Origin of the sequence: Exiguobacterium sp. SH5S13 (assembly GCF_004337085.1) — a bacterium.
Classification (GTDB): domain Bacteria; phylum Bacillota; class Bacilli; order Exiguobacteriales; family Exiguobacteriaceae; genus Exiguobacterium; species Exiguobacterium aurantiacum_A.
Genome location: NZ_SJUS01000034.1, coordinates 1 through 22,808 on the forward strand (window position 1 = coordinate 1; position 22,808 = coordinate 22,808).

Genomic DNA, 22,808 nt, shown 5'->3' on the forward strand with positions numbered 1-22,808 from the left:
CATCACCCTCTCAAAAGAAAAAACAGGATAAGGGCAAGGAAAAAGAGCGATTGTCCCGACTTGAGTCGGTCCAATCGCCCTTTTTTCTGTTCACGCTCGGATAGAGCGGAGGTTTTTCAGTGCCCTCCGTTCTCTCGCAAGGGGTTTTTCTTATGCCCGGTAACCGTTCGGGTTGTTCGCTTGCCAGTTCCAGGCGTCGCGGCACATGGCGCGGACGTCGTGTTTCGCTTCCCAACCGAGCGCGTCTTTCGACTTCGTCGGGTCGGCGTAGCAGCTGCCGATGTCGCCTGGGCGACGCGGTGTCACTTTATAAGGGACAGTTTTTCCACTCTCCGCCTCGAAAGCCTTGACGAGGTCGAGGACGCTGTAGCCCGTGCCGGTCCCGAGGTTGAACGCCTCGGCGCCGGTGTGGTCCATGACGTAGTCGAGCGCCTTCAAGTGGCCTTCCGCCAAGTCGACGACGTGAATGTAGTCGCGGACACCAGTGCCGTCCGGTGTGTCGTAGTCGTCACCGAACACGCTCAGTTCGCTCAGGCGGCCGACGGCGACTTGCGTGATGTACGGCATCAAGTTGTTCGGTACGTCGAACGGGTCCTCACCGATCTGGCCTGACTCATGGGCGCCGATCGGGTTGAAGTAGCGGAGGAGCGCGATGCTCCATGACGGGTCGGCGACGGCCAAGTCGCGCATGATATCTTCGATCATCAGTTTGGTGCGGCCGTACGGGTTCGTCGCACTGAGCGGGAACGATTCGTCGATCGGTGTCCGTTCCGGCATGCCGTACACGGTCGCAGAAGAAGAAAAGACGATCTGTTTCACGTCGAACGCGTTCATCACGTCGAGCAGGACGGTCGTCCCGACGACGTTGTTCTCATAATAGCGGAGCGGCTCGTTCACCGATTCGCCGACGGCTTTCAGTCCGGCGAAATGGATGACGGCGTCGATTGTATGTTTCAAGAAGATCTGTTCCAATAACTCCCGGTCGAGGATGTCGCCGAGATAAAACTCGACCGTTTTACCGGTCAGCGCCTCGACGCGGTCGAGCGCCTCACGGCGGCTGTTCGACAAGTTGTCGACGACGATGACGTCGTGTCCGGTCTCAAGTAGTTGGAGGACGGTGTGGGTGCCGATGTAGCCGGCACCACCTGTAACTAAAATTGTAGTCATGGGGGTTACTCCTTCCGAAGAAAACTATTATTTTTCTGTCAAACGCACGCGGGTCTGTCCGTTCGTGCCGATAAATAAGCGGAGCGAGTACGTCTCGCTCTCATAGACGAGCGCGTCGTTCGTCTCGATGACGGGTTCACCGAGCGGGTCGAACGCCTCACGCGCGAGTTGCGTGTTCGTCCAGTCGATGGCGTGCACTTGGTCGTCTTGAATGACGAAGAAGCCGCCGTTGTAGAACGCATAGGCGTTCAAGGCGTCGGTCTCACGACCGTACGGTGCGCCGATCGTCTCGGTGAGCGCGGCCTCGTTCATCGCGAAGAAATCAGGGAGCGCTTCACCAAGCCAAGCGTTGTCTAGGTTAGTCTCGGCCCAGTCGAGCAGCGTACTGTCAGTCAGAGCGCGTGACGGCCAGTCGGTCGTGACGGCATCGAGCGCGACCCAAGCCGTCGTGCCGTCGAGGTCGACTTCGACATGATCGTCTTGTTCGTTCACAATCTCGTAGCGATCGCCGATATCTCCTATATAGGTGACTGTCGTGCCGTTCGGTTCGCTGACGAGGTTGACGTTTTTCGTCGCCAGCCAGACGTAGTTCGTCTCCGGTTGTTCGACGACCGGTTCCGGTTCAGGCGCCGGGGCTTCGACTTCCGTTGTCTCGCTCGGCTCAAACAACGCCGCTACATATGGATACCCGATATAACCGCCGCCTAATAAGACTGCGACGAGCAACAGGCCACCGAGCCATTTGCCTTTCTTCTTACGAGGGCGGGCCGGTTCAATTCGCTTGGCCCGTTCGGCGCGTGACGGGACCGAAGTCTCCGGTACGTAACGCGGCTTCTGAGTCTGTGCTGCTGATTGTGGCGTTTTTTCAGGAGTTGTCTCGTTGACGACTGTCTTGTCAACCGTGATTGGTTGCGGCACCGTCGCTTCTTTGTTCAGTACCCGATCATGCTTCTCGAGTAAAGACACATAATATGGAAGGAACGTGGCATCTTTCTTCCCGTCTTTGATCCAAGCCGTGAAGTCGGCCGCTGATTTTTCATCGGTCGGGAGTGAGGCTTTCGTCGCACCGGTCAGTTCTTCAAAAGAAACGGTCAACGATTTGCCGTCCCCTAGATTTTGTTTGATTAAAGTTTGTAATTTTGTACGTGTCGACGCATCGACATCGGCATATAGCTGGAGTAGGCGCTCACTAACGTGCACTATTGTCTCCCCCTTTTGTAAAGTTATTCCTTTCAAAGTTTAGCAGATTTGCATGCCAAAAAACCCAATTTTTAAAAAATGGGTCATCACGGGAGATAATTTTTGCTATAATGTTTTGGTATTGTCAGTAAAAATATTATTTGCGGAAATTTTCCAGTCGTGATTTTACAGAATAGAGGAGAGAGAACACGAATATGAATGAAGAAACGATTTCCCTTGGAGAACTGTTCTCCATCTTGAAGCGGAGCAAATGGCTCATCGCAAGTTTAGCACTTATCGCGGCACTCATCGCCTTCCTCGTCAGCTCGTACGTCATCCAACCGACGTATGAGGCGTCGACACAAGTGCTCGTCGCACCGAAAGAGACTCAAAACAACATGATCGACACCGGCCAAGTCCAGTCGTCGGTCGCGCTCGTCAACACGTACCGCGTCATCATCCAGAGCCCGGCTATCTTAGAGCCGGTCCAAGAGAACGTCGTCGGTGCGCCGGAGGACATTAGTAACTTGATTACCGTCAACAGCGAACAAAACTCGCAAGTCATCAACATCGCGGTCCAACATACGAACCCGGTGCTCGCAACGGATATCGCTAACGAGATCAGCACCGTGTTCTCGAAAGAAGTGAAAGAACTAATGAGCGGCGTCGACAACGTCAAAGTGTTGTCGGATGCGTCCGTTCCGATGTTGCCGGTCAGCCCGAACATCTTGCTCAACACGGCGATCGCGACCGTGCTCGGCTTGATGATCGGAGTCGCCATTGCTTTCCTCAAAGTCGTGCTCGACCGTCGCATCAAGACGGAGCAAGACGTCGAGACGATTTTAGAACTCCCGGTATTAGGGTCGATCCCGGTCATTGACCGTGTCGAGATGCAGCAACAACGCCAAGCGAAAGTGAAAGGTGAAGAAGTCCATGTTTAATTTCGGGAAAAAGAAACACAAACATATCAAATACGACAAGACAGGCCGCGACTTGATCACGGTCCATAAGCCGAAGTCGCCGATCTCCGAGCAATACCGGACGATCCGGACGAACCTCGAGTTCACGGCCGTCGATGACGACTTACAGACGATGGTCATCACATCTGCCTCGTCTGGTGAAGGCAAGTCGACGACGTCGTCGAACCTCGCCGTCGTCTACGCCCAGCAAGGCAAGCGCGTCTTACTCGTCGACTGCGACATGCGCCGCCCGACTGCCCACTTCACGTTCCGTCTATCGAACGGGATCGGGCTGTCGACCGTCCTCGCTAAAAAGACGACGATCGAGAAAGCGACGCATTCGACACAAGTCGAGAACTTGGACTTGATGGCAGCGGGACCGATTCCGCCGAACCCGTCGGAGCTGTTGTCGTCGAAGACGATGGACCGCGTGCTCGAAGAGTTGAAAACGAATTACGACATCATCATTTTAGACGCCCCGCCGATGATGCAAGTCGCCGACACACGCGTCCTCGCCCGGAAAGTGGACGGCGTCGTCCTCGTCGTCGGTTGCGACAAGTCGGACCGCCAGATGGTCGTCAAAGCGAAAGAACAGTTGACGCTCGCCGAGGCCCATATCCTCGGTGTCGTCTTGAATAAGCGTGAGCCGCAAGGCAGCGATGATTATTATTACTACTACGCGTACGAGTAAAAAGGAGACAACGCCATGATCGATATCCATTGTCACTTGCTCCCGGCCGTTGATGACGGACCGGAGACGGTCGAACAAGCGGTAGAAATGGCGAAGCGCGCGGCAAGCGAAGGGGTGACCGCAATCGTGGTCACCCCCCACGCGTTTCACCCCCAGTTCGAGACGGACGAGTTGAACGTCCAAAACGCCGTCGCCAAGCTTCAAGACGTTTTGCGCCAGGAAGGCATCGCGCTCGACTTATACGCCGGGCAAGAGATTCGCGTGTTCGGCGAGTTAGTCGAGGCGCTCGAGCAAGGCAAGGCGCTCTCGCTCGCCGGCTCGCGTTACGTTCTCGTCGAGTTCCCGAGCGACTCCGTCCCGGCCTACGCCGAGCAACTGTTCTTTGGACTACAGACAGAAGGCTACACGCCGGTCATCGCCCACCCCGAGCGCAACAAAGAGTTTGCGACGAACCCGAAACGCCTGATGGACTTCGTGTCGTCGGGGGCGTTGTCGCAAATCACGACAGGCAGCCTGACGGGTGAATTCGGGCAGAACGTGCAAGATCTCGCTTTTACGTTTCTACGTAACGGACTGAGCCACTTGATCGCCTCAGACGCCCATAGCACCGGCCGCCGTACGTTCTATTGGGATGACGCCAAAGACGCTGTCACAAAAGAACTTGGGGCCGACAAATGGGACACGTACGTCGGTAACGCCGAGGCGGTCATGAAAGATGAGTTCGTCTTCATCGATCCCCCAATTCTTCCAATTAAAAATTGGAGAGGGAAATGGAAGAAATGATTTCCCTTTATTAACAATAAACGGTTGACAGCTACTATATCTTTATGATTTTTGTCGACATCTGTCGAACGATTTTACGTTTCAATTTCCTTACTTTGTTTTTCATATGAATAAAACATGATACCCTTAATTTATATTTTTTTAAAAGGATGGTAGATACATCCTTTTTTCTATGGATTCTACAGATTAGAAAGAACCATCCAGGAGGAGTGGGATAGATGACAATTAAACGAGTGAAAAAAGCGGTCATTCCGGCAGCCGGTCTCGGAACACGGTTCTTACCGGCTACAAAAGCGATGCCAAAAGAGATGTTGCCGATCGTCGACAAACCGACAATCCAATATATCATTGAAGAAGCGGTTGAATCAGGCATTGAAGACATTTTGATTGTGACCGGTAAAGGCAAACGTGCCATTGAGGATCACTTCGACTCGGTGCCGGAACTTGAGCAGCAATTGATTGAGAAAGGGAAGTCGGAGTTTTTAAAGCTCGTCGAAGAGACGACGAACATCAACATCCACTTCATCCGTCAATCAAAGCCGAGGGGACTCGGTCACGCCGTGCTTCAAGCGAAAGCGTTCATCGGTGATGAACCGTTCGTCGTCATGCTGGGGGATGATATCGTGCAAGCAGACGTGCCTTGCACACGTCAATTGATTGAACAGTACAACAAGACAGAAAGTTCGATTATCGGTGTTCAACCGGTATCACGCGACGTGACGCATCGTTATGGCATCGTTGACATTCAGTCATCGCTTGAAGGTGGGTTACATAAAGTCGAGTCGTTCGTCGAAAAACCGGCTCCAGGGACCGAACCGTCGAACTTGGCAATTCTCGGTCGTTACTTGTTCACGCCGCAAATCTTTAAGTTTTTAGAGACACAAGAGCCGGGTGCGGGTGGTGAAATCCAGTTGACGGATGCGATCACACGGTTAAACGAAGTCCAGCGCGTATTTGCTTTTGAATTCACAGGTAAGCGCTACGACGTCGGTGAAAAACTCGGCTTTATCCAGACGACGCTAGAGTTCGCCTTGGCACGTGAAGACTTACGGGACGATGTCTTGAAGATGATGACGCAGTTAGTAGAAGAACAGTCTTCTATGAACGCGGTCAATTAAAAGGGAGGGAAAACGATTGTCTATTCCTGAACTAGGTCGAAAGTCGTTACGGACGAGTATATTGGTCATCCTCGATATGGCAGCAATCCTATCGTCGATGGTCGTCACTTATTTTTTCTTGTATCCAGTCGAATTTATTCAAAATATTGATCAAAATCATTTTATTGAGTCAGCCATTTTATATAGTGCGTTATTTATCGTCATGGCCGGAGTCAGCCGTCTATACCGTGTCGCTTGGCGCTTTGCGAGTATGTCGGAGGCGATCCGTCTCGCGATGACGCTTTTCTTGAGTACGATTACCCTTTATATTATTCAGTTCGTCGTTTACGGCGAAGCGATGGAACGGATGTTGTTCCTCAGTTTTTGCTTATCGCTTCTACTGTTAGGTGGCATCCGTTTAGGGTCACGTATTTACGTGACGTGGAAGCACGATCAGCTTTCAATCTTGCGTGGTCGAAACGTGAAGCGACGCAAAGATGAGAAACGGACGCTCATCATTGGAGCGGGTCAAGCCGGACGCATGCTCGTCCGGCAAATTAACCAGTCGGATAACCACCGAATGAATCCGGTCGGTTTTTTGGATGACAATCGACACTTGCAGACGCTTACCGTCAATGGGGTCAAAGTCGTCGGGACAGTCGATGAGTTAGAAGATATCGTCGAGAAGGAAGCGGTCGATAAAATCGTCTTTGCCATTCCGTCGATGAAATACCAAGAGCGGTTAGCCATCATCAAACGGGCGAAAACGGTTTGTACGAACGTGCATACGTTGCCGATGATCGAAGAAGTGGCAGCCGGTAAAGTTGCCGTCAATCAGATGCGTCAAGTATCGATTGAAGATCTTCTCGGCCGCGAACCGGTCGAACTCGATATCTCGGGTATTCAATCTGAGGTCGAAGGGAAAACTGTTTTGGTGACAGGTGCGGGTGGGTCTATTGGATCCGAAATCTGTCGTCAAATCTTAAAGTTTAAACCAGAGCGCTTGTTACTGCTCGGTCACGGTGAAAACAGTATCTATTTAATTGAGCGTGAGTTGCGAGAGTTAAACTTAGAGGTGGAACTCATTCCAGTCATCGCCGACGTCCAAGACGTCGAACGGTTACGTGATGTCTTTATGACACATTCACCACACCTCGTCTTTCATGCGGCCGCCCATAAGCACGTGCCGTTAATGGAAGCAAATCCGCACGAAGCGGTGAAAAATAATATTTACGGCACGAAAAATGTCGCCGAGACGGCGGATGAATATGGGGCGGCTCGCTTCGTCATGATCTCAACCGATAAAGCAGTCAACCCGACGAATGTCATGGGCTCTACAAAGCGAGTCGCCGAGATGATCATTCAAAACTTGGCGAAAACGAGTCGGACAAAATACGCCGTCGTTCGTTTTGGCAATGTGTTAGGCAGCCGCGGATCGGTCATCCCATTGTTCAAGACACAGATTGAAAAGGGGGGGCCGGTTACGGTGACACACCCTGATATGACCCGTTACTTCATGACGATTCCGGAAGCGAGTCGCCTCGTCATTCAAGCGGGTACACTGGCAGACGGTGGTGAAGTGTTCGTCCTCGATATGGGTGAGCCGGTGAAGATTGTCGACCTCGCCCGTAATATGATCAAACTGAGTGGGTTCACTGAAGAGCAGATTCCGATTTCCTTTAGCGGGATTCGTCCTGGTGAGAAGATGTTCGAGGAATTGCTGAAAGAAGGCGAAGTCCATCCAGAAGCGGTTTACCCGAAAATATTTACTGGCATCGTGACCGAGGAGACAAACTTGGAAGAGAAGCTTACACGAATGAATGAATTGAAAACGAGCGAAGGACTCGGTTTGTATCTCGTTAACTGGGCAAACGATTGTTTAGATTTAAATAATATGAACGTAAATAAAGACGTACGCGAGACTGTCTAATAAATGGAGTGTGAATGATGAAGTATAGCGAACAAAAACGAAAAATTGACTTTATCCTTTCTTTAATCGGATTGATTGTCCTGTCGCCGTTGTTTCTCGGGATTATGATTGCAATCAAGCTTGAATCTAAAGGTCCGATATTCTTCAAACAAAAACGTGTTGGACTTCATCAAACGCATTTTAACATTTTAAAGTTTCGTACGATGCGGATTGACGCGCCAAAAGATACACCGACTCACTTGCTGAGCGATCCTGAACAATACATCACGAAAGCCGGAAAATTCCTTCGGAAAACGAGTCTCGATGAATTGCCACAACTCATCAATATTTTAAAAGGTGAGATGGCTGTGATTGGTCCACGTCCAGCACTTTGGAACCAGTATGACTTGATTGAAGAACGTGAGAAATATGGAGCAAATGATGTTTTACCAGGATTAACAGGATGGGCACAAATAAACGGGCGTGATGAGTTGAATATTAAAACTAAAGCTGAATTAGATGGTTATTACATTCAGAAATTATCATTTAAGATGGATTTCTATTGCATTTTAGCCACTGTTTTAAGCGTTATAAAGAGTGATGGCGTAGTTGAAGGCACTACTGAAATCAAAAAAGTAATAAAGAAATAGTAAAATATCAGGAGAATTCAAAAAATGACAACTATTACTATGGATATTAATAAGGAAAAGAAATTGGCGCATACTTTTCCTAAGGTTTCAATTATTGTTGCAACGTATAGACGAAAGGAATCATTAGAAAAAGCTTTACAGTCGCTAATCAATCAAACGTATGGGAACTTTGAAATTATCTTGATAGATGATAATGCTGATAATAAATGGAATACTGAAGTTGAGAAAATTGTTAAGAATTTTAAAAATAAAAAAGAGATTATTTATATAAAGAACGAAAATAATAAAGGGTCAGCAGAAACACGAAATATCGGTATTAGATCATCTACGGGAGAATATGTAACTTTTTTAGACGATGATGATGTTTACTTCCCGGAAAAAGTATATAGACAAGTTGAGCATATGCTTAATGAAGGCTCAGACTTCTCCTTAACAGATTTATGGCTTTATGACGAAGAAGACAGGCTGATTGAAAAGCGAAATAGAAGATATGTTACAGACTTTTCATCAGAAAGCTTGATTCGATACCACCTTTTGCATCATATGACAGGGACAGATGTTATGATGTTCAAAAAAAAGTATTTGTTAGACATTGGCCTGTTTTCTCCTGTCGATGTTGGAGATGAATTTCATTTAATTTCTAAGGCAATAATTAAAAATGGTGTGTTTTCTTATTTACCCACTTGCGATGTTAAAGCTTATATACATACTAAAACAGATGGGTTATCAAGTGGTGAAGGAAAAATTAATGGAGAAAAAAAATTGTATGATTATAAGAAAACACATTTCGATAAATTAACCACTAAAGAACAAAAGTATGTAAAAATGCGTCATTACGCTGTTTTAGCTTATGCGGAGTTTAGGAGGAAAAGATATTTAGCTATGACAAATTATGCACTTTGCTCATTTTTTAGCTTGCCTTATCAGTTTGTCATTCTATTTTTGTCTAGAAAATAATAATAGGTTTGCGCAGGAAATCTACAACCACTTGAAATCAATTTTAGCTTTAAAGGAGAAATAGTATGAAAAAAGTTGGAATTGCAACTGTGCATACAGGATACAATTATGGATCTTCATTACAGGCTTATGCGAGTAAAATTATATTAAAAGAACTAGGTTATGATGGGGTTAATATCTCTTTAAAAGGTAGTATTGTAAAAGGGAGAGATGTAAGAATAAAAAAGTTGGCGGTTATTATTTTTAGACTTTTAAAACAACCATTTAATATAAGAAAAAGAATGAGAGTTTATAGTGATAACATGAGTAAACCTTATTCAGAAGAGTCTAAAGCACTTTTTGACAAATTTAGACTTGAAAAAATTCAACCATGTGAGTATACGTGGAGTCAAATTAAGAGGGAAGCAAATAGTAACGATTTTAAAGCGTTTTTATGCGGAAGTGATCAAATTTGGAACGCTGAAGCACTTTATGTTGATCCCCAATATTATTTGAGATTTGCACCGAAAGAAAAAAGAATAGCTTTTGCTCCAAGTTTCGGAAGAAATGAAATAGCTGACTATAACAAAAAAATCATTGCTAAATATATTATAGATATTCCTTATATTTCGGTACGTGAAGAGTCTGGCGTGAATATAATTAAAAAACTAACTAATCAAGACGCTGTTCACTTGATTGATCCTACATTAGTGCTTGATGGAAACCAGTGGGATAAATATTTGGAATTTCAAAAAAGTAAAGAATTAAGTAATAAAAATTATATCTTGGCATATTTTTTAAATGAACCTTCTTCATACGCAATGAAGTGTATGAAAAAACTAGCGCAAGATAAAAAGATGGAAATCATAGCTTTACCTTTTCGTAAAGAGGGGGCGGATTGGATGGATACTGCGCCTAATGCAGGTCCTGTAGAATTTGTACAATATATTAAAAATGCATCTTATGTTTGTACAGATTCTTTTCATGGTACTGCATTTGCAGTCAATTACAAAGTTCCATTTTACACCTTCGAAAGACAATATGGGTCAGCCGGAAAACAATCATCAAGACTAATCTCATTTTTAAACTTAGTTTCTTTAGATAAACACTTTAATCCAACTATTGATTTTCTAAATAAACCAGTTGATTTTAGTAATAGCAGTATTGTTCTTGAAAGTGAAAGGGAAAAATCTTTAGACTATCTTAGAAAGACTTTGAAGTGAATAGGAGGGGAATTGATGAGTGATTTTAATAAAGAAACTAAAAATATTTTAATCTCAATTATTATTCCTGCTTATAATGTAGAAAAGTATATTGAGAAATGTATTTTATCCATCCTAAGACAAACCTATATAAATATCGAAGTGATTGTAGTGAATGATGGATCTACAGATAATACGGGTGAATTGATAGATAGGATGTCTAAATTAGATAGTAGGTTAAAGATTTCACATAAAAAAAATGCTGGGGTTAGTGCTGCAAGAAATAGTGGGATAGAAATATCCACTGGCGATTATTTAGTTTTTGTAGATGCGGATGATTACATTGCTTCGGATTATATTGACTATATGAAAAGTCTAATTGAAGTAACAGGATCAGATTTTTGTTTCTCAAAATCTTGTTATACAAAAAACAGAGAAAAACAAACAGAAAGAGAAATTGTAGAAAAAATGAATCCCGAAGAAGCTACAGCTCTACTTTTATCACCTGAGGTAATTGTAGGTTGCTGGAATAAAATCTATAAACGTACTTTGATTGTTGATAATGATATATGGTTTTCTACTAACTTATTTTATGGAGAAGGTTTAAATTTTATAACTACAGTATCACAAATAGCTAATTCTATTGGAGTAGGTAATAGAAAAGTTTATTATTATAGACGTAATAATGAATCATCTGCAACAACAAAATTCGATATCGATAAATTATATAATGGTGAAAAAGCATTGAAATATATTGGAGAACGATTAGTACTTAATACACCAAAAGTTAATACTATGCTTAATCTTCATTTAAGCGTTTATAGTCTAGGAGCATTAGTGAAAGTTAAATCTAACGGACTAGAACGAGAGTACTCAAAAGATTATAAGCGGTGGAAATCATATATTAGATATAATTTTTTGAAATTTTTGTTTAACAAAGAAGTTTCATTATATAGGAAGTTACTTTTATTCGGTGGGTGTGTGAGCCCGACCATCATGATGAAGCTAGATGTAATTAGAAGAAGAAAAATTCAAAATAAAAGCGTTAACTGATATAGTTTTTTTAGATAGCAATTAGAGGATAGAAATAATGCGGTTATCATTTTGATAAATTCATACAAATGGTTTTTCAACCCTAAAAATTGATCAAGTGTAAGGAGAGAAAAATGAACGTACAGATTTTGGTATCAACAATGCATCAAAAAGATTATTCGTTGTTAGATAAGTTAAATATACAGTCTGATGCAGTCATCATTAACCAAACTGATCATCATCACTATAGTGTCATCGACTATAATGGACACTGTGTAGAATGGATATGTGTAAAAGAAAGAGGCCTGTCACGTAGCCGGAATTTGGCACTTTCTAAGGCTAAAGGGGATTTTTGTGTTCTCGTAGACGATGATGAGCAATTAAGACCCGGTTATCCTGATATGATTAAAAGGGCTTTTGATTTTTTTCCTAATGCAGACCTTATTGCATTTAATCTCGCATCAATAGGAACCAAAAGTAATAGATACTACAATAAAAAGAATAAAAAATTAAATAAATTTAATTCAATGAGGTACGGATCTGCTAGAATTGCTTTCCGGAGAACTAAAATCTTAGAAAATAATATTAATTTTCAAGTTTTGTTTGGTGCAGGTTCTCATTTTAGTAGTGGTGAAGATTCGATTTTCTTATCGACTTGTTTCAGTAAAGGATTAAACCTTTACTCGTGGACAGAAATAATAGCAGATATTGAAGATGAAGACGGTACATCTTCATGGTTTCATGGATATAATAATAAATATTTTGTTGATAAAGGTGCTGTATATGCTGCAATGACAAAGTATTTTGCAATTGGATATTGCTTATATTTTGCGATTAGGCATAATAAACGATACTCTGATGATGTTTCAATTAAACAATCTTTGCAATGGATGTTCGAGGGTATAAAAGCGTATAGAAATTTATAATGATCATAATATATTTTTGAAATGAAATTTTCAAATCCGAAGATAATTAGAGGGACTTATATAATGAAAATTTTTTTTATGGGGGATTTTAACTCAGATACGGGACCATCGATTGCTAATAGAATGTTAGTCAAGGGTCTAGAGGATTTCGATATTTGTTATTCTAAAGCTAGAACTAAACCTATGAGAATAGTAGAAATGATTTTTAAAACGTTAAGATCTGATTGTATTTGTTTTAGTAGTTATTCAAAAATGAATTTTTTAGGGATAAAAATAGCTAATATCCTCAATAAAAAAACATTTTATATAATGCATGGGTACCGAACTTATGAATATAAAATCAACAAAGAATTTTATAATGAGAATGAACTTGCAAGAATCAACAATGATGAGAAGAAATTATTTGGAAGTGTTGATAAAGTTTTTTGTGTATCTAAAAAATTTATGAATTACATGAAAAAAGCAGAACCGGAATATAAAGAAAAATTTGATTACAATTATAATAGTATATATTTTGATGAAGTAGTCTATAGTGAAACTGATTTAATGAATGGGAAAAAAAATAATCAAATTGTTTCAATTGGTGGTGGAATGAAACAAAAGAATGTCTTGAAAATTTGTCACGCTATTGAACAATTGAACAATAATGAAAAGATGGGCTTAAAATTAATTGTTATTGGATCACCATATACAGATAAGGACAAAATATGTAGCTATGACTTTGTAACATATCATGATAAATTACCGCATAAAAAAGTTCTTGAAATCTTATCAGAAAGTGGTTTGTATATTCAAAATAGTACTTTTGAAACTTTCGGTTTAGCCGTTATTGAAGCTTTAAATTCAAAATGTAATTTACTACTTTCAAATAACATTGGTATAGTTGACTTGATGTTAACAATTAAAGATAGCGATATTATATATGATGTATATGATGAAAATGAAATAGCTAGAAAAATAAGATATGTACTAGAGAATAACAATGTGAATGATTTGAAATCAGGTTTTTCTACAGATGAAATTTTATACAAAACATCATCTAAAAATTTGTATGATAAAATTTACACGATTACGGAGGAAAGGTAGTGAATTATCAAAAAAAGAATTTTATAGGCAGTGGATTAATAATGACGCTTATTATTATTAATTCTATTGTGTTATTTGATTTTAGATTGTATTCTGCATACGACAAAATTGCATTTTATGGGAATTTTTTAATCTTAATTAGTATTGTAGTTGTAAATAAGATATACGTAAAGGATTTAGGGAGATATATTTTTATTGCACTATTTTTAGCATATGGCTTTTTTACAGTAATCACCACTGATGGAGGCATAGGAAGTGTAATTACTCCTCCATTTAGTTTTTTATTATTATATTTATTATATGATAGTAACTTTAATAAAAAGAAAATAAAAATTTTGCTTTTTATATTTTTATCGCTAAATATATTCTGGGTTTTTAATTCTGTTGGCTATTATTCGAAAGCTTTATATAGTAAAAATGAATTTCTAAATAGTAATACTGTTGGAATGCTTGTAATGTATACGGCTATATATATAAGTATATTTGTAGATAAATTGAATATTAAATTCTCGAAAATAATTTCTCTTTTTATATTTATTTTTAGCGCGTGGGCTATTCTTAATGTTGATTCAAGAGGAGCTTTAATGGCACTTATGACATTTATCTTTTTTAGTAGTCTGTTTCCATGGAAATTGTGGAGAAGCAAGCATCTAACTCTTGCTATATTTAGCATTGTTATATTTATAGGTGCAATCTTTCCTTTGATTTATACTCGTATGTACGTCAGTGGTTTTGACTACTCTATACCTTTTACTACTAAATCGCTTTACACTGGGCGCGAAGTTATTTGGTTAAACTACTTTTATATGGCTGATAAACCAAGTGAATGGCTTTTTGGCATTGGATCAAATGCCAAACTCTGGGCTGAAGATACCCTTAACGTACACAATAATTACCTTGCAGTTATAACTAATTTCGGGATAGTCGGGTTTGTTTTGTATTATGGATTTATATTAAAGCAGATTAATAATATTTATAAAAAAGGGAGGTTAAATAAATACCAGTGTAACTTAATAATTGGCTTCTTATGTGTTTTAGTTTATGGGTTTGTTGAAATCTCCACTTTTTGGTACGTTATGTTTTTCTTTAATTTTCTTTTTATTGGACTGGCTGTTAATGAATCAAAAATCCAAAAAAATTCAATTGAATTAAGTGACATTACAGCTATTGAAGCTAGTAAATAATCATTAAAATTAACAAACAGCAATCTATAATAATTCATCTAAAAAGATGGGAAAAAGGGCGGATGAAATGCTTACGATCTTAACTCCAACTTATAATCGAGTTCATACATTACCTAGACTGTATGAATCCTTAAAGAAACAAAAAATAAAGGAGTTCGAATGGGTTATTATTGATGATGGTTCTGTAGATAATACTCAAGAGCAAGTTGAATCTTGGATATTAGATGGTGAAATACAAATTTCCTATTATAAGCAACGAAACGGAGGAAAGCATAGGGCCTTAAATTATGGAGTCACTTGTTCTAGTTACAATTACATATATATTATCGATAGTGATGATTATATGACGGAGAATGGGACTCAAGCAATTTTTAACTGGATCTCCGAAGTAAAGTCCAACGATATGTTAGCAGGCGTTTCAGGCTTAAGAGGAAGAGAAACAAAAAATGGGTACGAAATTATAGGGCAGTTTCCAAAGGGGAAAGAATATGTAGATGCAAATAATTTAGAAAGAACGAAGTTTAAGCTTTTAGGAGATAAAGCCGAAATATATAAGAAAGAAATACTTGTAAAGTATCCTTTCCCTGAGTTTGAAAATGAAAACTTTTTAAGTGAAGAGGCTGTATGGAATAGAATTGCGGCAGATGGTTTTAAAGTAAGATGGTATGGAGAAGTTATTTGTATTTGTGAGTATCTTGAAGACGGGCTAACTAAAAATAGTTCTGACAAAATGAGACTAAATAATTTTCAAGGATACACTTATACACAAAAAGTAAATTCACATCTGAAGCCATTTCCTTCCTATGCATTTGACATTGGTGAATATGCAAGGCTGGGGAAAAAAAGAGGTTTATCGAATACTGAAATAATGAAAAATTTAGATGTGAATATCTTTTCTTTTTGCCTTGCAATTAATGTCAATACTATTAGAAGAATGATTAACTTAATCAGAAGATAATCATAGATTATAAAAGTGTCTATAAAAAAATATTGTCGAACTATAAGTAATTCGTTGTTAAATCTCGGTCAAAGATTTGTGCTAACAAATTCAAGTATAATATTGTTGGACAAGTTTACATTATAGTAAAAGGATTTTGGTGGGGAAATGAGTATAATAAAGAGATTTTTCATTACCTCTGGGACCTATTTCATAGGTAATGTGCTTTCAAAATTAATAGCATTTTTTCTACTTCCTTTATACACTTTTTATTTTTCTCCTGAAGAATTTGGAGAGTATGATTTAGTAGTTACAATAATTAGTTTTTTTGCCCCAATAGCATTTTTTCAAATTTGGGATGGTATTTTCAGGTTTTCATTTGATAAAGCAGAGATTGATGAAAAGTATGCTGTAATAACAAACTCTTATGTAGTTATGGTATTAGGTTTTACAATATATACGTTCGCATTTGGAGTGTTAGGTAGTACAATTTCATTTAACTATATGTGGTTGGTATATTTATATGGTATAGCGATTGCTTTCCAGTATCAATATACATTTATATCTAGATCTTTTATGAAGAATAACTTATTTGTTATGTCAGGTTTATTGAACAGTATATTCAGTGCTGTCATTAATATTACGTTAATAACTAAATTCGAGTTCGGCCTTGAGTCATTATATATAGCGTCTATTGTAGGGTCTTTGGTCCAAATATTTATTATTGAAATTAGTTTGAACCCTTTAAAAAAAATAAACTTTGCTAAACTAAATCTGAATCTTCAATTAAACATGATTAAATTCTCATTTCCACTTTGTATTGCTGCTGTTGCTTATTGGATGTTGAGTGGATACACAAAGATTGTTATATTACAAAATCTTGGTAGCTATTCGAACGGTCTATTTGCAGTGGCTTTTAGATTTACTTCTATGATTGCAATCGTTGTTACGGTTTTTCAGTATGCATGGAATGAGATGGCTTATTTAATGGTGGGTGACAAAAATAGATTGTTAAAATATCAAAAGGGTATAAATTATATTTTTAACGCTGTACTTATAGGAAGTTCGATATTCATGCTAATTATAAAAATAATATTTCCATACTTTATTAATAGTGCATATTATGAAGCGTTAATGATAATTCCTCTGGCATTAATTGGGGTTGCAGCAAATGCTTTTGCTAACTTTGTTGGAACTATTTTTATGGCAGAAAAGATAACAAAATGGATTTTTTGGACCACTCTAGTCGCTTCAGGGGTTAATTTTGTAATGCTTTGGATTTTAACGCCAATATTTGGACTTCAGGGTTCGGTGGCAGCGTTATGTATATCGTTTATAACATTGGCTATATTGAGGCTAATTAAAGTATGGAGAATATTTAAAATAAATTTATCATATTCTTGTATAATTTATATTTCACTCTTGCTTGTTACTGTTTTGATATTTTATAAGGTCGATAACACTATAACTTTATCTATTTGTATTCTTATGTTATTTGGTGTTGCATTATATAGTCTAAAAAATATCTTTCTTGTTTTCTTAAAAAAATTCATAAATAGTAATAAATACATTTGATTTTTTAGATCTGAGAAAACTTTATTTATTCAAAAAATGAAACTCTAAAGTTCTTAAGTAGGAGGTATAAACAAAATTGATATATGTAAAAAAAATTTCAAGAAAAATTGTTAGCTTTGTACTGGTTTATTTTTATAATAAAAAGCACTCTACTAAAATTCATAGTTTAGATGCCAGTTTAAAAGCGAAATATGGTTTTAATGTATTAATATCAGAAAAAACTGTGGTAAAAAGTAATGTAGAAATAGGGGATTATAGTTATGTGAATAGAAGTTCATATATAGAGAATTGTACTATTGGAAAATTTTGTTCCATATCGTCCGGGGTATATATTAGTCCTTTTGAGCACGATTATGGATTAATAACAACCCATCCCATTGTATCCTCTCAACTAACTAGAAAGCGAGTGGAGATTGGAAATGATGTATTAATAAGTCTGAATGTTGTGATATTAGAAGGGGTTAAGATTGGAAATGGAGCGGTCATTGGTGCAGGAGCAGTTGTTACTAAAGATGTAAAGCCTTATGAAATTGTGGGTGGAGTGCCTGCTAAGCATATTAAATATAGATTTTCTAGTGAAGAAATAAACTGTCTTGAAGATTTAAGATGGTGGGAATGGAATAGTACAAAAATCAAAAAGAATTTAAAATTTTTAAGTAGAGATACAGATATAATTCATTAAATGAACTGAACGCTAAACAATAAAAATCATAATAGATTCTTACTTGTATTGCAATATATACCTAATCATCCCCTGAACCTGGTAGATTGATATGCACGAGTGATTGGTGACATATTCCTTGCGATGCCCGAAGAACTATTCGATTGGCAAGTTTCTTCGACTAGATATCGATTAAACTAGCATGATGGCACAAAGGAGCTGCTGATAATCAGGACGCGATTGGAAGATAGGTTGGTTATATCCGTTTCATACAAGGTTTTCGAGAATCTATCCTCTCGAGAGATACCGATTATCTCCTCGCTTTTCTTATGAATGGACAGGTGACGGCATGTCCTGGACTGAGACGTTTTTTGAATCGTATCAAGCGAAACATAGAGGTGATCACACCAGCTTGCCAGTTCGAAGAAAACAACGGCTATGTAGAAGGGAACGTCAATCGCCTGAAGATGTTAAAACAGCTTATGCACGGAAGGGGAAATTTTGATTTGCTCAGGATTCGAGTCCTATGTCGTAATCCCGAGGTGAGCTCCGCTCATTGATATTGTAAGAAAACGAGCGACCATCTTCAGAGGGTGGCTCGTCGTCGTTCACCAACATTGCGTAAGAACCACATTTGTATTGCAAAATACAACTATATCAATGAATTATAAAAAAGGCAGACAGCTTTTTATAGAAGCTATCTGCCAATTATTCGATTGGCTTATTCATTTAACCCTTCAATCAATTTACGACTCCGCTCTTGAGACACATGCAGATAGCGTTCTGTTGTCTTGGTCGATGTATGGCCTAGCAGATCCGCGACTGCTAAAATATCGTGACTTTGATTATAGAGTGTCGTCGCAAAGCTATGACGCAACATATGACTCGTCAAGTGGAGACCGAGTTGCGCTTTCGCAATCTGTTTCAAATCCTCGTTCACAAAGTTCGCCTGAACGACGCGGCCGCTTGGCATGAGAAAGACATAGTTGGAGTCTCCGACGTTTGGTCGGTCCTTCTCGATGTACGTCTTCAGTTCTTGGGCGAGTCGAGGCGTCATCGGGATCAATCGCGTTTTTTTGCCTTTCCCTTTCAAGACGATTAGGATGCTGTTTTCGAAATCGAGATGGTTCAGTTCTAAATTTAAAATTTCACTGATCCGGAGACCGGCGTCACCCCCGACGAGATAAATCGTGTAGAGCGTCGTGTTGCGCGCGTGATACAGGACGGTGTTCAGCTGGTCGCGGCTGAGGATGGTCGGTTGTTTTTGGACGCTCTCGCGCGTGACGATCCGGCTGAACGGGTTTTGTTTCACCCAGCGTCGTTCCATCGCGAACGTGAACAGACTTCGCACCGCCATGATGTAGGACCGAACCGTATTGTCGGCTTTGTCATTGATGGATTGTTTGTAAGGGACGGCATGTTTCTTCTCGGTGACGTCTTGGATATAGACGGCACCACGCTCTAGCGCGAACTGTTCAAAGCGCCGCAGCGTGTTGCGGTACGATTTCAATGTCGTCTCGGGTTTCTCACGTCGTAGCTCCAAGTCTTTCAAATAAACAGTGATCGCATCGTTCAACAACATCTTCTTCATCGTGTTCACTCCTTCATCTGGATTGCCTCTCGAAGTTCGCGTTGGACGTCCGCCTTGTACGCCCGGAGCCGGCTCGGGGAGTAAGGCAACGTCTGTTCGGTCCCGTCGATCAAGTGGCAGAGGAGTTCGAAATGGCGTGGTGACAGCAACATCCGTTGTTCGTCGAGCCAGTCGTAGAAGTGACGCTCGGACTCGATGCATTGTTCGGGCAGGCGTTCGGCCGCGACTTCATGTTTCAAGTGACGGGCGTTCTTTTGTTGGTGGTTCAGGATCGCTCCTCGGATACGTTGGAAGCAGTACGTTTTCGATAACGTGCAGCCGCGATTCAACGCCTCCCATAAAGCAATCCTTGCGATTTGGGCGCAGTCCTCTTGTTCGTTCGGATGGATGTGCAAGTGGCGGATGACGTAGTGGATCATCGGTTCCCACTCGTGAATTTGATCATCGATTGTGTTCATTGGTTGCTCTTTCTCGAGCGCTCTGTCAATTTCCTAGGATGCTTCGAGTATAGTCATTGATATCCCCGATGCACCAACGGCCTTATCGCACGTAAGCCTAGGCCTTATATCAAATATCTCCCTAAGATAAGGTATGGAGTCGAAAGGCGACCGTGTAGCAACATCCGAAAATTGAATATCAATGAATATTCTCCGCTTGGTCAAAAAAGGTGATTCGGCGAAGGATGCCATCCGAATTAACCGTAAGTTGGCTTCGTTTGATCAAGCAATTTAGAAGTCGGACGCTCCGTAAATGAGCGTTTTTTTTATGTGTATCCAGTGACAATTACGGGAAGAATTATATAGAAAGTGGAAGGGACGAGTGAAACATACATCGGAGGCGATACCGTGAAGCGAGTGTTGATTACCGGGATAACGGGTTTTGTCGGAAATTCATGCAAGCGTTGGATCGAGGAGCACTACAAGGAGCAGATTCACGTCGATACGGTCGGGATGCGTGACGGCGCATGGAGACAACGTTCATTTGAAGGCTATGATGCAATCCTATACGTGGCCGGGATCGCCCATGTGTCGACGGATAAAAGTATGGAAGACCTCTACTACAAGGTGAACACGGAGCTGACAGCGGAAGTAGCAGCCAAAGCGAAACAATCTGGCGTCAAGCAGTTCATCTTCCTCAGCAGCATGATCGTCTACGGGGACGCGACGACCGCGAAAATGATCACGCGCGACACCGTGCCGAATCCGACCAACTTTTACGGTGACAGCAAGCTTCAAGCCGAGAACAAGCTTGCGGAGTTGGCAGACGAAACGTTCGTGGTCGCGAACGTCCGGTCGCCGATGATTTACGGGAAGGGCTCGAAAGGCAATTACGTGAAACTGGCGGGCCTTGCTCAAAAAGTCCCGTTCTTCCCGAGCTATCAGAATAAACGTAGCATGATCCATATCGACAACTTGTCCGAGTTGTTAGCGCTCATCGTCTTGAACGAAGACAGCGGGACGTTCCATCCCCAGAACGCGGACTACGTGTGCACGTCCGACCTCGTCTCGATGATCGGGGCCGTCCACGGCAACCGCGTCCGGCGCTTAGGTCTGTTCAACGGCGTCATCGGGAAACTCGTCGACCGAAACGTCACGATGAACAAGCTGTTCGGGGATTTCGCGTATGCGAAAGAGCTGTCGGTGTATCCGCAGAATTATCACGTTCGCGACTTCTTTGACAGCGTCGTCGCGACCGAAAAGAATTGATTTGCCGGATTTTTTCAGTCAACCCATGACCGGTTTCTCCGACATGCTATACTAAGAAAAAAGCACAGAAATGGGTGGACTAGTTATGGGGAAGACGACACCACGGAACTCGAAATGGATGCGGACGTATAACCGCTCGCTCATCCTCCGGCTCATCCGGCTCCATCAGCCGGTGTCCCGGGTCGAGCTCGCCAAGGCGACGAATTTGACGAAGCCGACGATCTCGAACATCGTCAATGAATTAAAGGAAGAAGGGCTGGTCAACGAGCGTGAGCTCGGCGTCTCGAGCGGGGGACGGCGCCCGATCATGCTCGAGCTCGCGGCGAGCGACCGCTTCGTCATCGGTATCGACGCGACGCAACGAAAACTGCACGGCGTCGTAACGAACATTCACGGAGAATTACTTGACGAGGCGTGGCACGACGAGCGGTTCGATACGAACGAGGAGTTCATCGACGCCATCGTGACGCTATACATACAACTTGCCGGTAAGACTTCCGGGGACGTGATCGGACTTGGGGTGTCCGTCCACGGGATGGTCGAGGCCGGAGCGGGGATGGTCTTGTTCGCGCCGCGCTTCCACTTGCACGACATCCCGCTGAAGCGGGAGCTCGAGGCGCGTCTGAAACAGAACGTCTTCGTCGAGAACGACGTCCGGACGCTCGCGCTCGGGGAGCTCTACTTCGGCGAGGCGATCGGCATCGACGAGTTCTTCTACGTCTACGCCGGCTATGGTATCGGTGGCGCCTACGTCCACGGCGGCGAGCTGATCGACGGCGAGCACCATATCGCCGGTGAGATCGGCCATATGCGCATCATGCTCGACGGGCCGATCTGCTCGTGCGGCAACCGCGGCTGCTTAGAAGCCGTCGCCGGCGAACGGGCCATCTTGAACGAGGCGCGAGAGCTCTATGACTTGACGCTCGACGGCATGCGCGACGCGGTCGGGACGAACCCGGACGTCCAAAAGCTGTATGAGCGGGCCGGGGAATACGTCGGCATCGCGACGCTCAATATGATTCATCTATTGAACCCGAGCCGGATCTTGCTCGGGGGGCCGCTGTTCAACTACGCGCCACAAGTCGTCACCAATATCCAGGAACGCGTCGCCCAGACGGCGTTGACGATGGACGCGCGCCAGACTGACATCCGCGTCGTTCCATGGAACGCCAACCACGGCGCGCTCGGTGCGGCCGCACTCATCACGAACCAGCTGTTCGGCGAAATCCAATGACTCAATCGCTCTCACACGAGGGCGATTTTTTTGTGTCGAAAAATAAATTAAATGAAACCGTTTACAAATATAAAATCCGTATGGTATAGTCTGTTTGTAGTTAGATAATAAATTTAATTTACTAAGTAAGGGGTGACACTCTCAAACGGGAAAGTGGAGGGGAAGACATGGACATATGTCAACAGCGGTTTAAAATTCCTTCTTAATAACGGATTAAAAATCCCTTTTTTACACGTTACTCTTGGAAACTATCGACACGGGTCGGCTGGATGCCGGCCCGTTTCTTTTCCCTCATCCGATATG

21 protein-coding genes are annotated in these 22,808 nt (G+C 41.9%); 17 read left to right on the top strand and 4 right to left on the bottom strand.

Translation table 11 applies throughout. The annotated features are described in order from the left end of the window. Positions 1 to 150: 150 nt before the first annotated feature. Together galE and EVJ30_RS14025 are read right to left on the bottom strand one after the other, a co-directional pair. Positions 151 to 1,167, bottom strand: a complete 1,017-nt coding sequence (galE, locus tag EVJ30_RS14020) for a UDP-glucose 4-epimerase GalE (RefSeq protein WP_131469487.1) — start codon at positions 1,165 to 1,167, stop codon at positions 151 to 153. Between the two features lie 27 nt (positions 1,168 to 1,194). After that, positions 1,195 to 2,367, bottom strand: a complete 1,173-nt coding sequence (locus tag EVJ30_RS14025) for a hypothetical protein (protein ID WP_131469488.1) — start codon at positions 2,365 to 2,367, stop codon at positions 1,195 to 1,197. Positions 2,368 to 2,561: 194 nt separating this feature from the next. Between EVJ30_RS14025 and EVJ30_RS14030 the strand changes: the two genes are divergently transcribed. The 15 genes from EVJ30_RS14030 to EVJ30_RS14100 all read left to right on the top strand — a co-directional run bounded on the left by EVJ30_RS14030 (position 2,562) and on the right by EVJ30_RS14100 (position 17,995). Then, positions 2,562 to 3,287: a YveK family protein gene (locus EVJ30_RS14030; protein ID WP_131458539.1), complete on the top strand. Its 726-nt coding sequence runs from the start codon at positions 2,562 to 2,564 to the stop codon at positions 3,285 to 3,287. Continuing rightward, positions 3,280 to 3,996: a CpsD/CapB family tyrosine-protein kinase gene (locus tag EVJ30_RS14035; RefSeq protein WP_070328404.1), complete on the top strand. Its 717-nt coding sequence runs from the start codon at positions 3,280 to 3,282 to the stop codon at positions 3,994 to 3,996. The genes EVJ30_RS14030 and EVJ30_RS14035 overlap by 8 nt, the downstream gene beginning before the upstream one ends. Before the next feature lie 15 nt (positions 3,997 to 4,011). Continuing rightward, entirely contained in the window at positions 4,012 to 4,779 is a 768-nt protein-coding gene (locus tag EVJ30_RS14040; RefSeq protein WP_131469489.1) for a tyrosine-protein phosphatase, read from the top strand. Between the two features lie 218 nt (positions 4,780 to 4,997). After that, positions 4,998 to 5,897 carry a UTP--glucose-1-phosphate uridylyltransferase GalU gene (galU, locus tag EVJ30_RS14045; protein ID WP_131469490.1) on the top strand — a complete coding sequence of 300 codons (900 nt, stop codon included), beginning with the start codon at positions 4,998 to 5,000 and terminating at the stop codon, positions 5,895 to 5,897. A 76-nt stretch (positions 5,898 to 5,973) separates the two neighbouring features. After that, positions 5,974 to 7,806 carry a polysaccharide biosynthesis protein gene (locus EVJ30_RS14050; RefSeq protein WP_131469505.1) on the top strand — a complete coding sequence of 611 codons (1,833 nt, stop codon included), beginning with the start codon at positions 5,974 to 5,976 and terminating at the stop codon, positions 7,804 to 7,806. Positions 7,807 to 7,823: 17 nt separating this feature from the next. Further along, complete coding sequence (locus EVJ30_RS14055; protein WP_131469491.1) at positions 7,824 to 8,435, top strand: sugar transferase; 612 nt, start codon at positions 7,824 to 7,826, stop codon at positions 8,433 to 8,435. Between the two features lie 24 nt (positions 8,436 to 8,459). Continuing rightward, a complete protein-coding gene (locus tag EVJ30_RS14060; RefSeq protein WP_131469492.1) occupies positions 8,460 to 9,392 on the top strand; it encodes a glycosyltransferase family 2 protein in 933 nt (310 codons plus the stop codon). A gap of 65 nt (positions 9,393 to 9,457) precedes the next feature. Beyond that, positions 9,458 to 10,594 carry a polysaccharide pyruvyl transferase family protein gene (locus tag EVJ30_RS14065; protein ID WP_131469493.1) on the top strand — a complete coding sequence of 379 codons (1,137 nt, stop codon included), beginning with the start codon at positions 9,458 to 9,460 and terminating at the stop codon, positions 10,592 to 10,594. 15 nt (positions 10,595 to 10,609) lie between these two features. After that, positions 10,610 to 11,626 carry a glycosyltransferase family 2 protein gene (locus tag EVJ30_RS14070; protein WP_131469494.1) on the top strand — a complete coding sequence of 339 codons (1,017 nt, stop codon included), beginning with the start codon at positions 10,610 to 10,612 and terminating at the stop codon, positions 11,624 to 11,626. Between the two features lie 113 nt (positions 11,627 to 11,739). After that, positions 11,740 to 12,531: a glycosyltransferase family 2 protein gene (locus EVJ30_RS14075; protein ID WP_131469495.1), complete on the top strand. Its 792-nt coding sequence runs from the start codon at positions 11,740 to 11,742 to the stop codon at positions 12,529 to 12,531. A 63-nt stretch (positions 12,532 to 12,594) separates the two neighbouring features. Then, positions 12,595 to 13,617 (top strand): glycosyltransferase family 4 protein, encoded by a 1,023-nt coding sequence (locus EVJ30_RS14080; protein ID WP_161568857.1) that lies wholly within the window; start codon positions 12,595 to 12,597, stop codon positions 13,615 to 13,617. Then, the gene (locus EVJ30_RS14085; protein WP_131469497.1) at positions 13,617 to 14,801 is read left to right on the top strand and encodes an O-antigen ligase family protein; all 1,185 of its coding nucleotides are present in this window, start codon (positions 13,617 to 13,619) and stop codon (positions 14,799 to 14,801) included. The genes EVJ30_RS14080 and EVJ30_RS14085 overlap by 1 nt, the downstream gene beginning before the upstream one ends. A 67-nt stretch (positions 14,802 to 14,868) precedes the next feature. Beyond that, on the top strand, positions 14,869 to 15,759 hold the full coding sequence (locus EVJ30_RS14090) for a glycosyltransferase family 2 protein (RefSeq protein WP_161568858.1): 891 nt from the start codon (positions 14,869 to 14,871) through the stop codon (positions 15,757 to 15,759). Positions 15,760 to 15,906: 147 nt separating this feature from the next. After that, on the top strand, positions 15,907 to 17,313 hold the full coding sequence (locus EVJ30_RS14095; protein ID WP_131469499.1) for a lipopolysaccharide biosynthesis protein: 1,407 nt from the start codon (positions 15,907 to 15,909) through the stop codon (positions 17,311 to 17,313). Between the two features lie 76 nt (positions 17,314 to 17,389). Beyond that, positions 17,390 to 17,995 (top strand): CatB-related O-acetyltransferase, encoded by a 606-nt coding sequence (locus tag EVJ30_RS14100; protein ID WP_201739085.1) that lies wholly within the window; start codon positions 17,390 to 17,392, stop codon positions 17,993 to 17,995. 700 nt (positions 17,996 to 18,695) lie between these two features. On the opposite strand, the gene EVJ30_RS14110 is transcribed toward EVJ30_RS14100, so the two are convergent. Beyond that, entirely contained in the window at positions 18,696 to 19,565 is an 870-nt protein-coding gene (locus EVJ30_RS14110) for a tyrosine-type recombinase/integrase (protein ID WP_131469501.1), read from the bottom strand. Positions 19,566 to 19,570: 5 nt separating this feature from the next. Next, a complete protein-coding gene (locus EVJ30_RS14115) occupies positions 19,571 to 20,023 on the bottom strand; it encodes a sigma factor (protein WP_131469502.1) in 453 nt (150 codons plus the stop codon). A gap of 387 nt (positions 20,024 to 20,410) precedes the next feature. Here EVJ30_RS14115 and EVJ30_RS14120 point away from each other — a divergent pair, with 387 nt between their 5' ends. Together EVJ30_RS14120 and EVJ30_RS14125 are read left to right on the top strand one after the other, a co-directional pair. Beyond that, positions 20,411 to 21,271 (top strand): NAD-dependent epimerase/dehydratase family protein, encoded by an 861-nt coding sequence (locus tag EVJ30_RS14120; RefSeq protein ID WP_131469503.1) that lies wholly within the window; start codon positions 20,411 to 20,413, stop codon positions 21,269 to 21,271. 85 nt (positions 21,272 to 21,356) lie between these two features. Next, positions 21,357 to 22,505 carry an ROK family transcriptional regulator gene (locus EVJ30_RS14125; protein WP_131469504.1) on the top strand — a complete coding sequence of 383 codons (1,149 nt, stop codon included), beginning with the start codon at positions 21,357 to 21,359 and terminating at the stop codon, positions 22,503 to 22,505. The last annotated feature ends 303 nt before the right edge of the window (positions 22,506 to 22,808 follow it).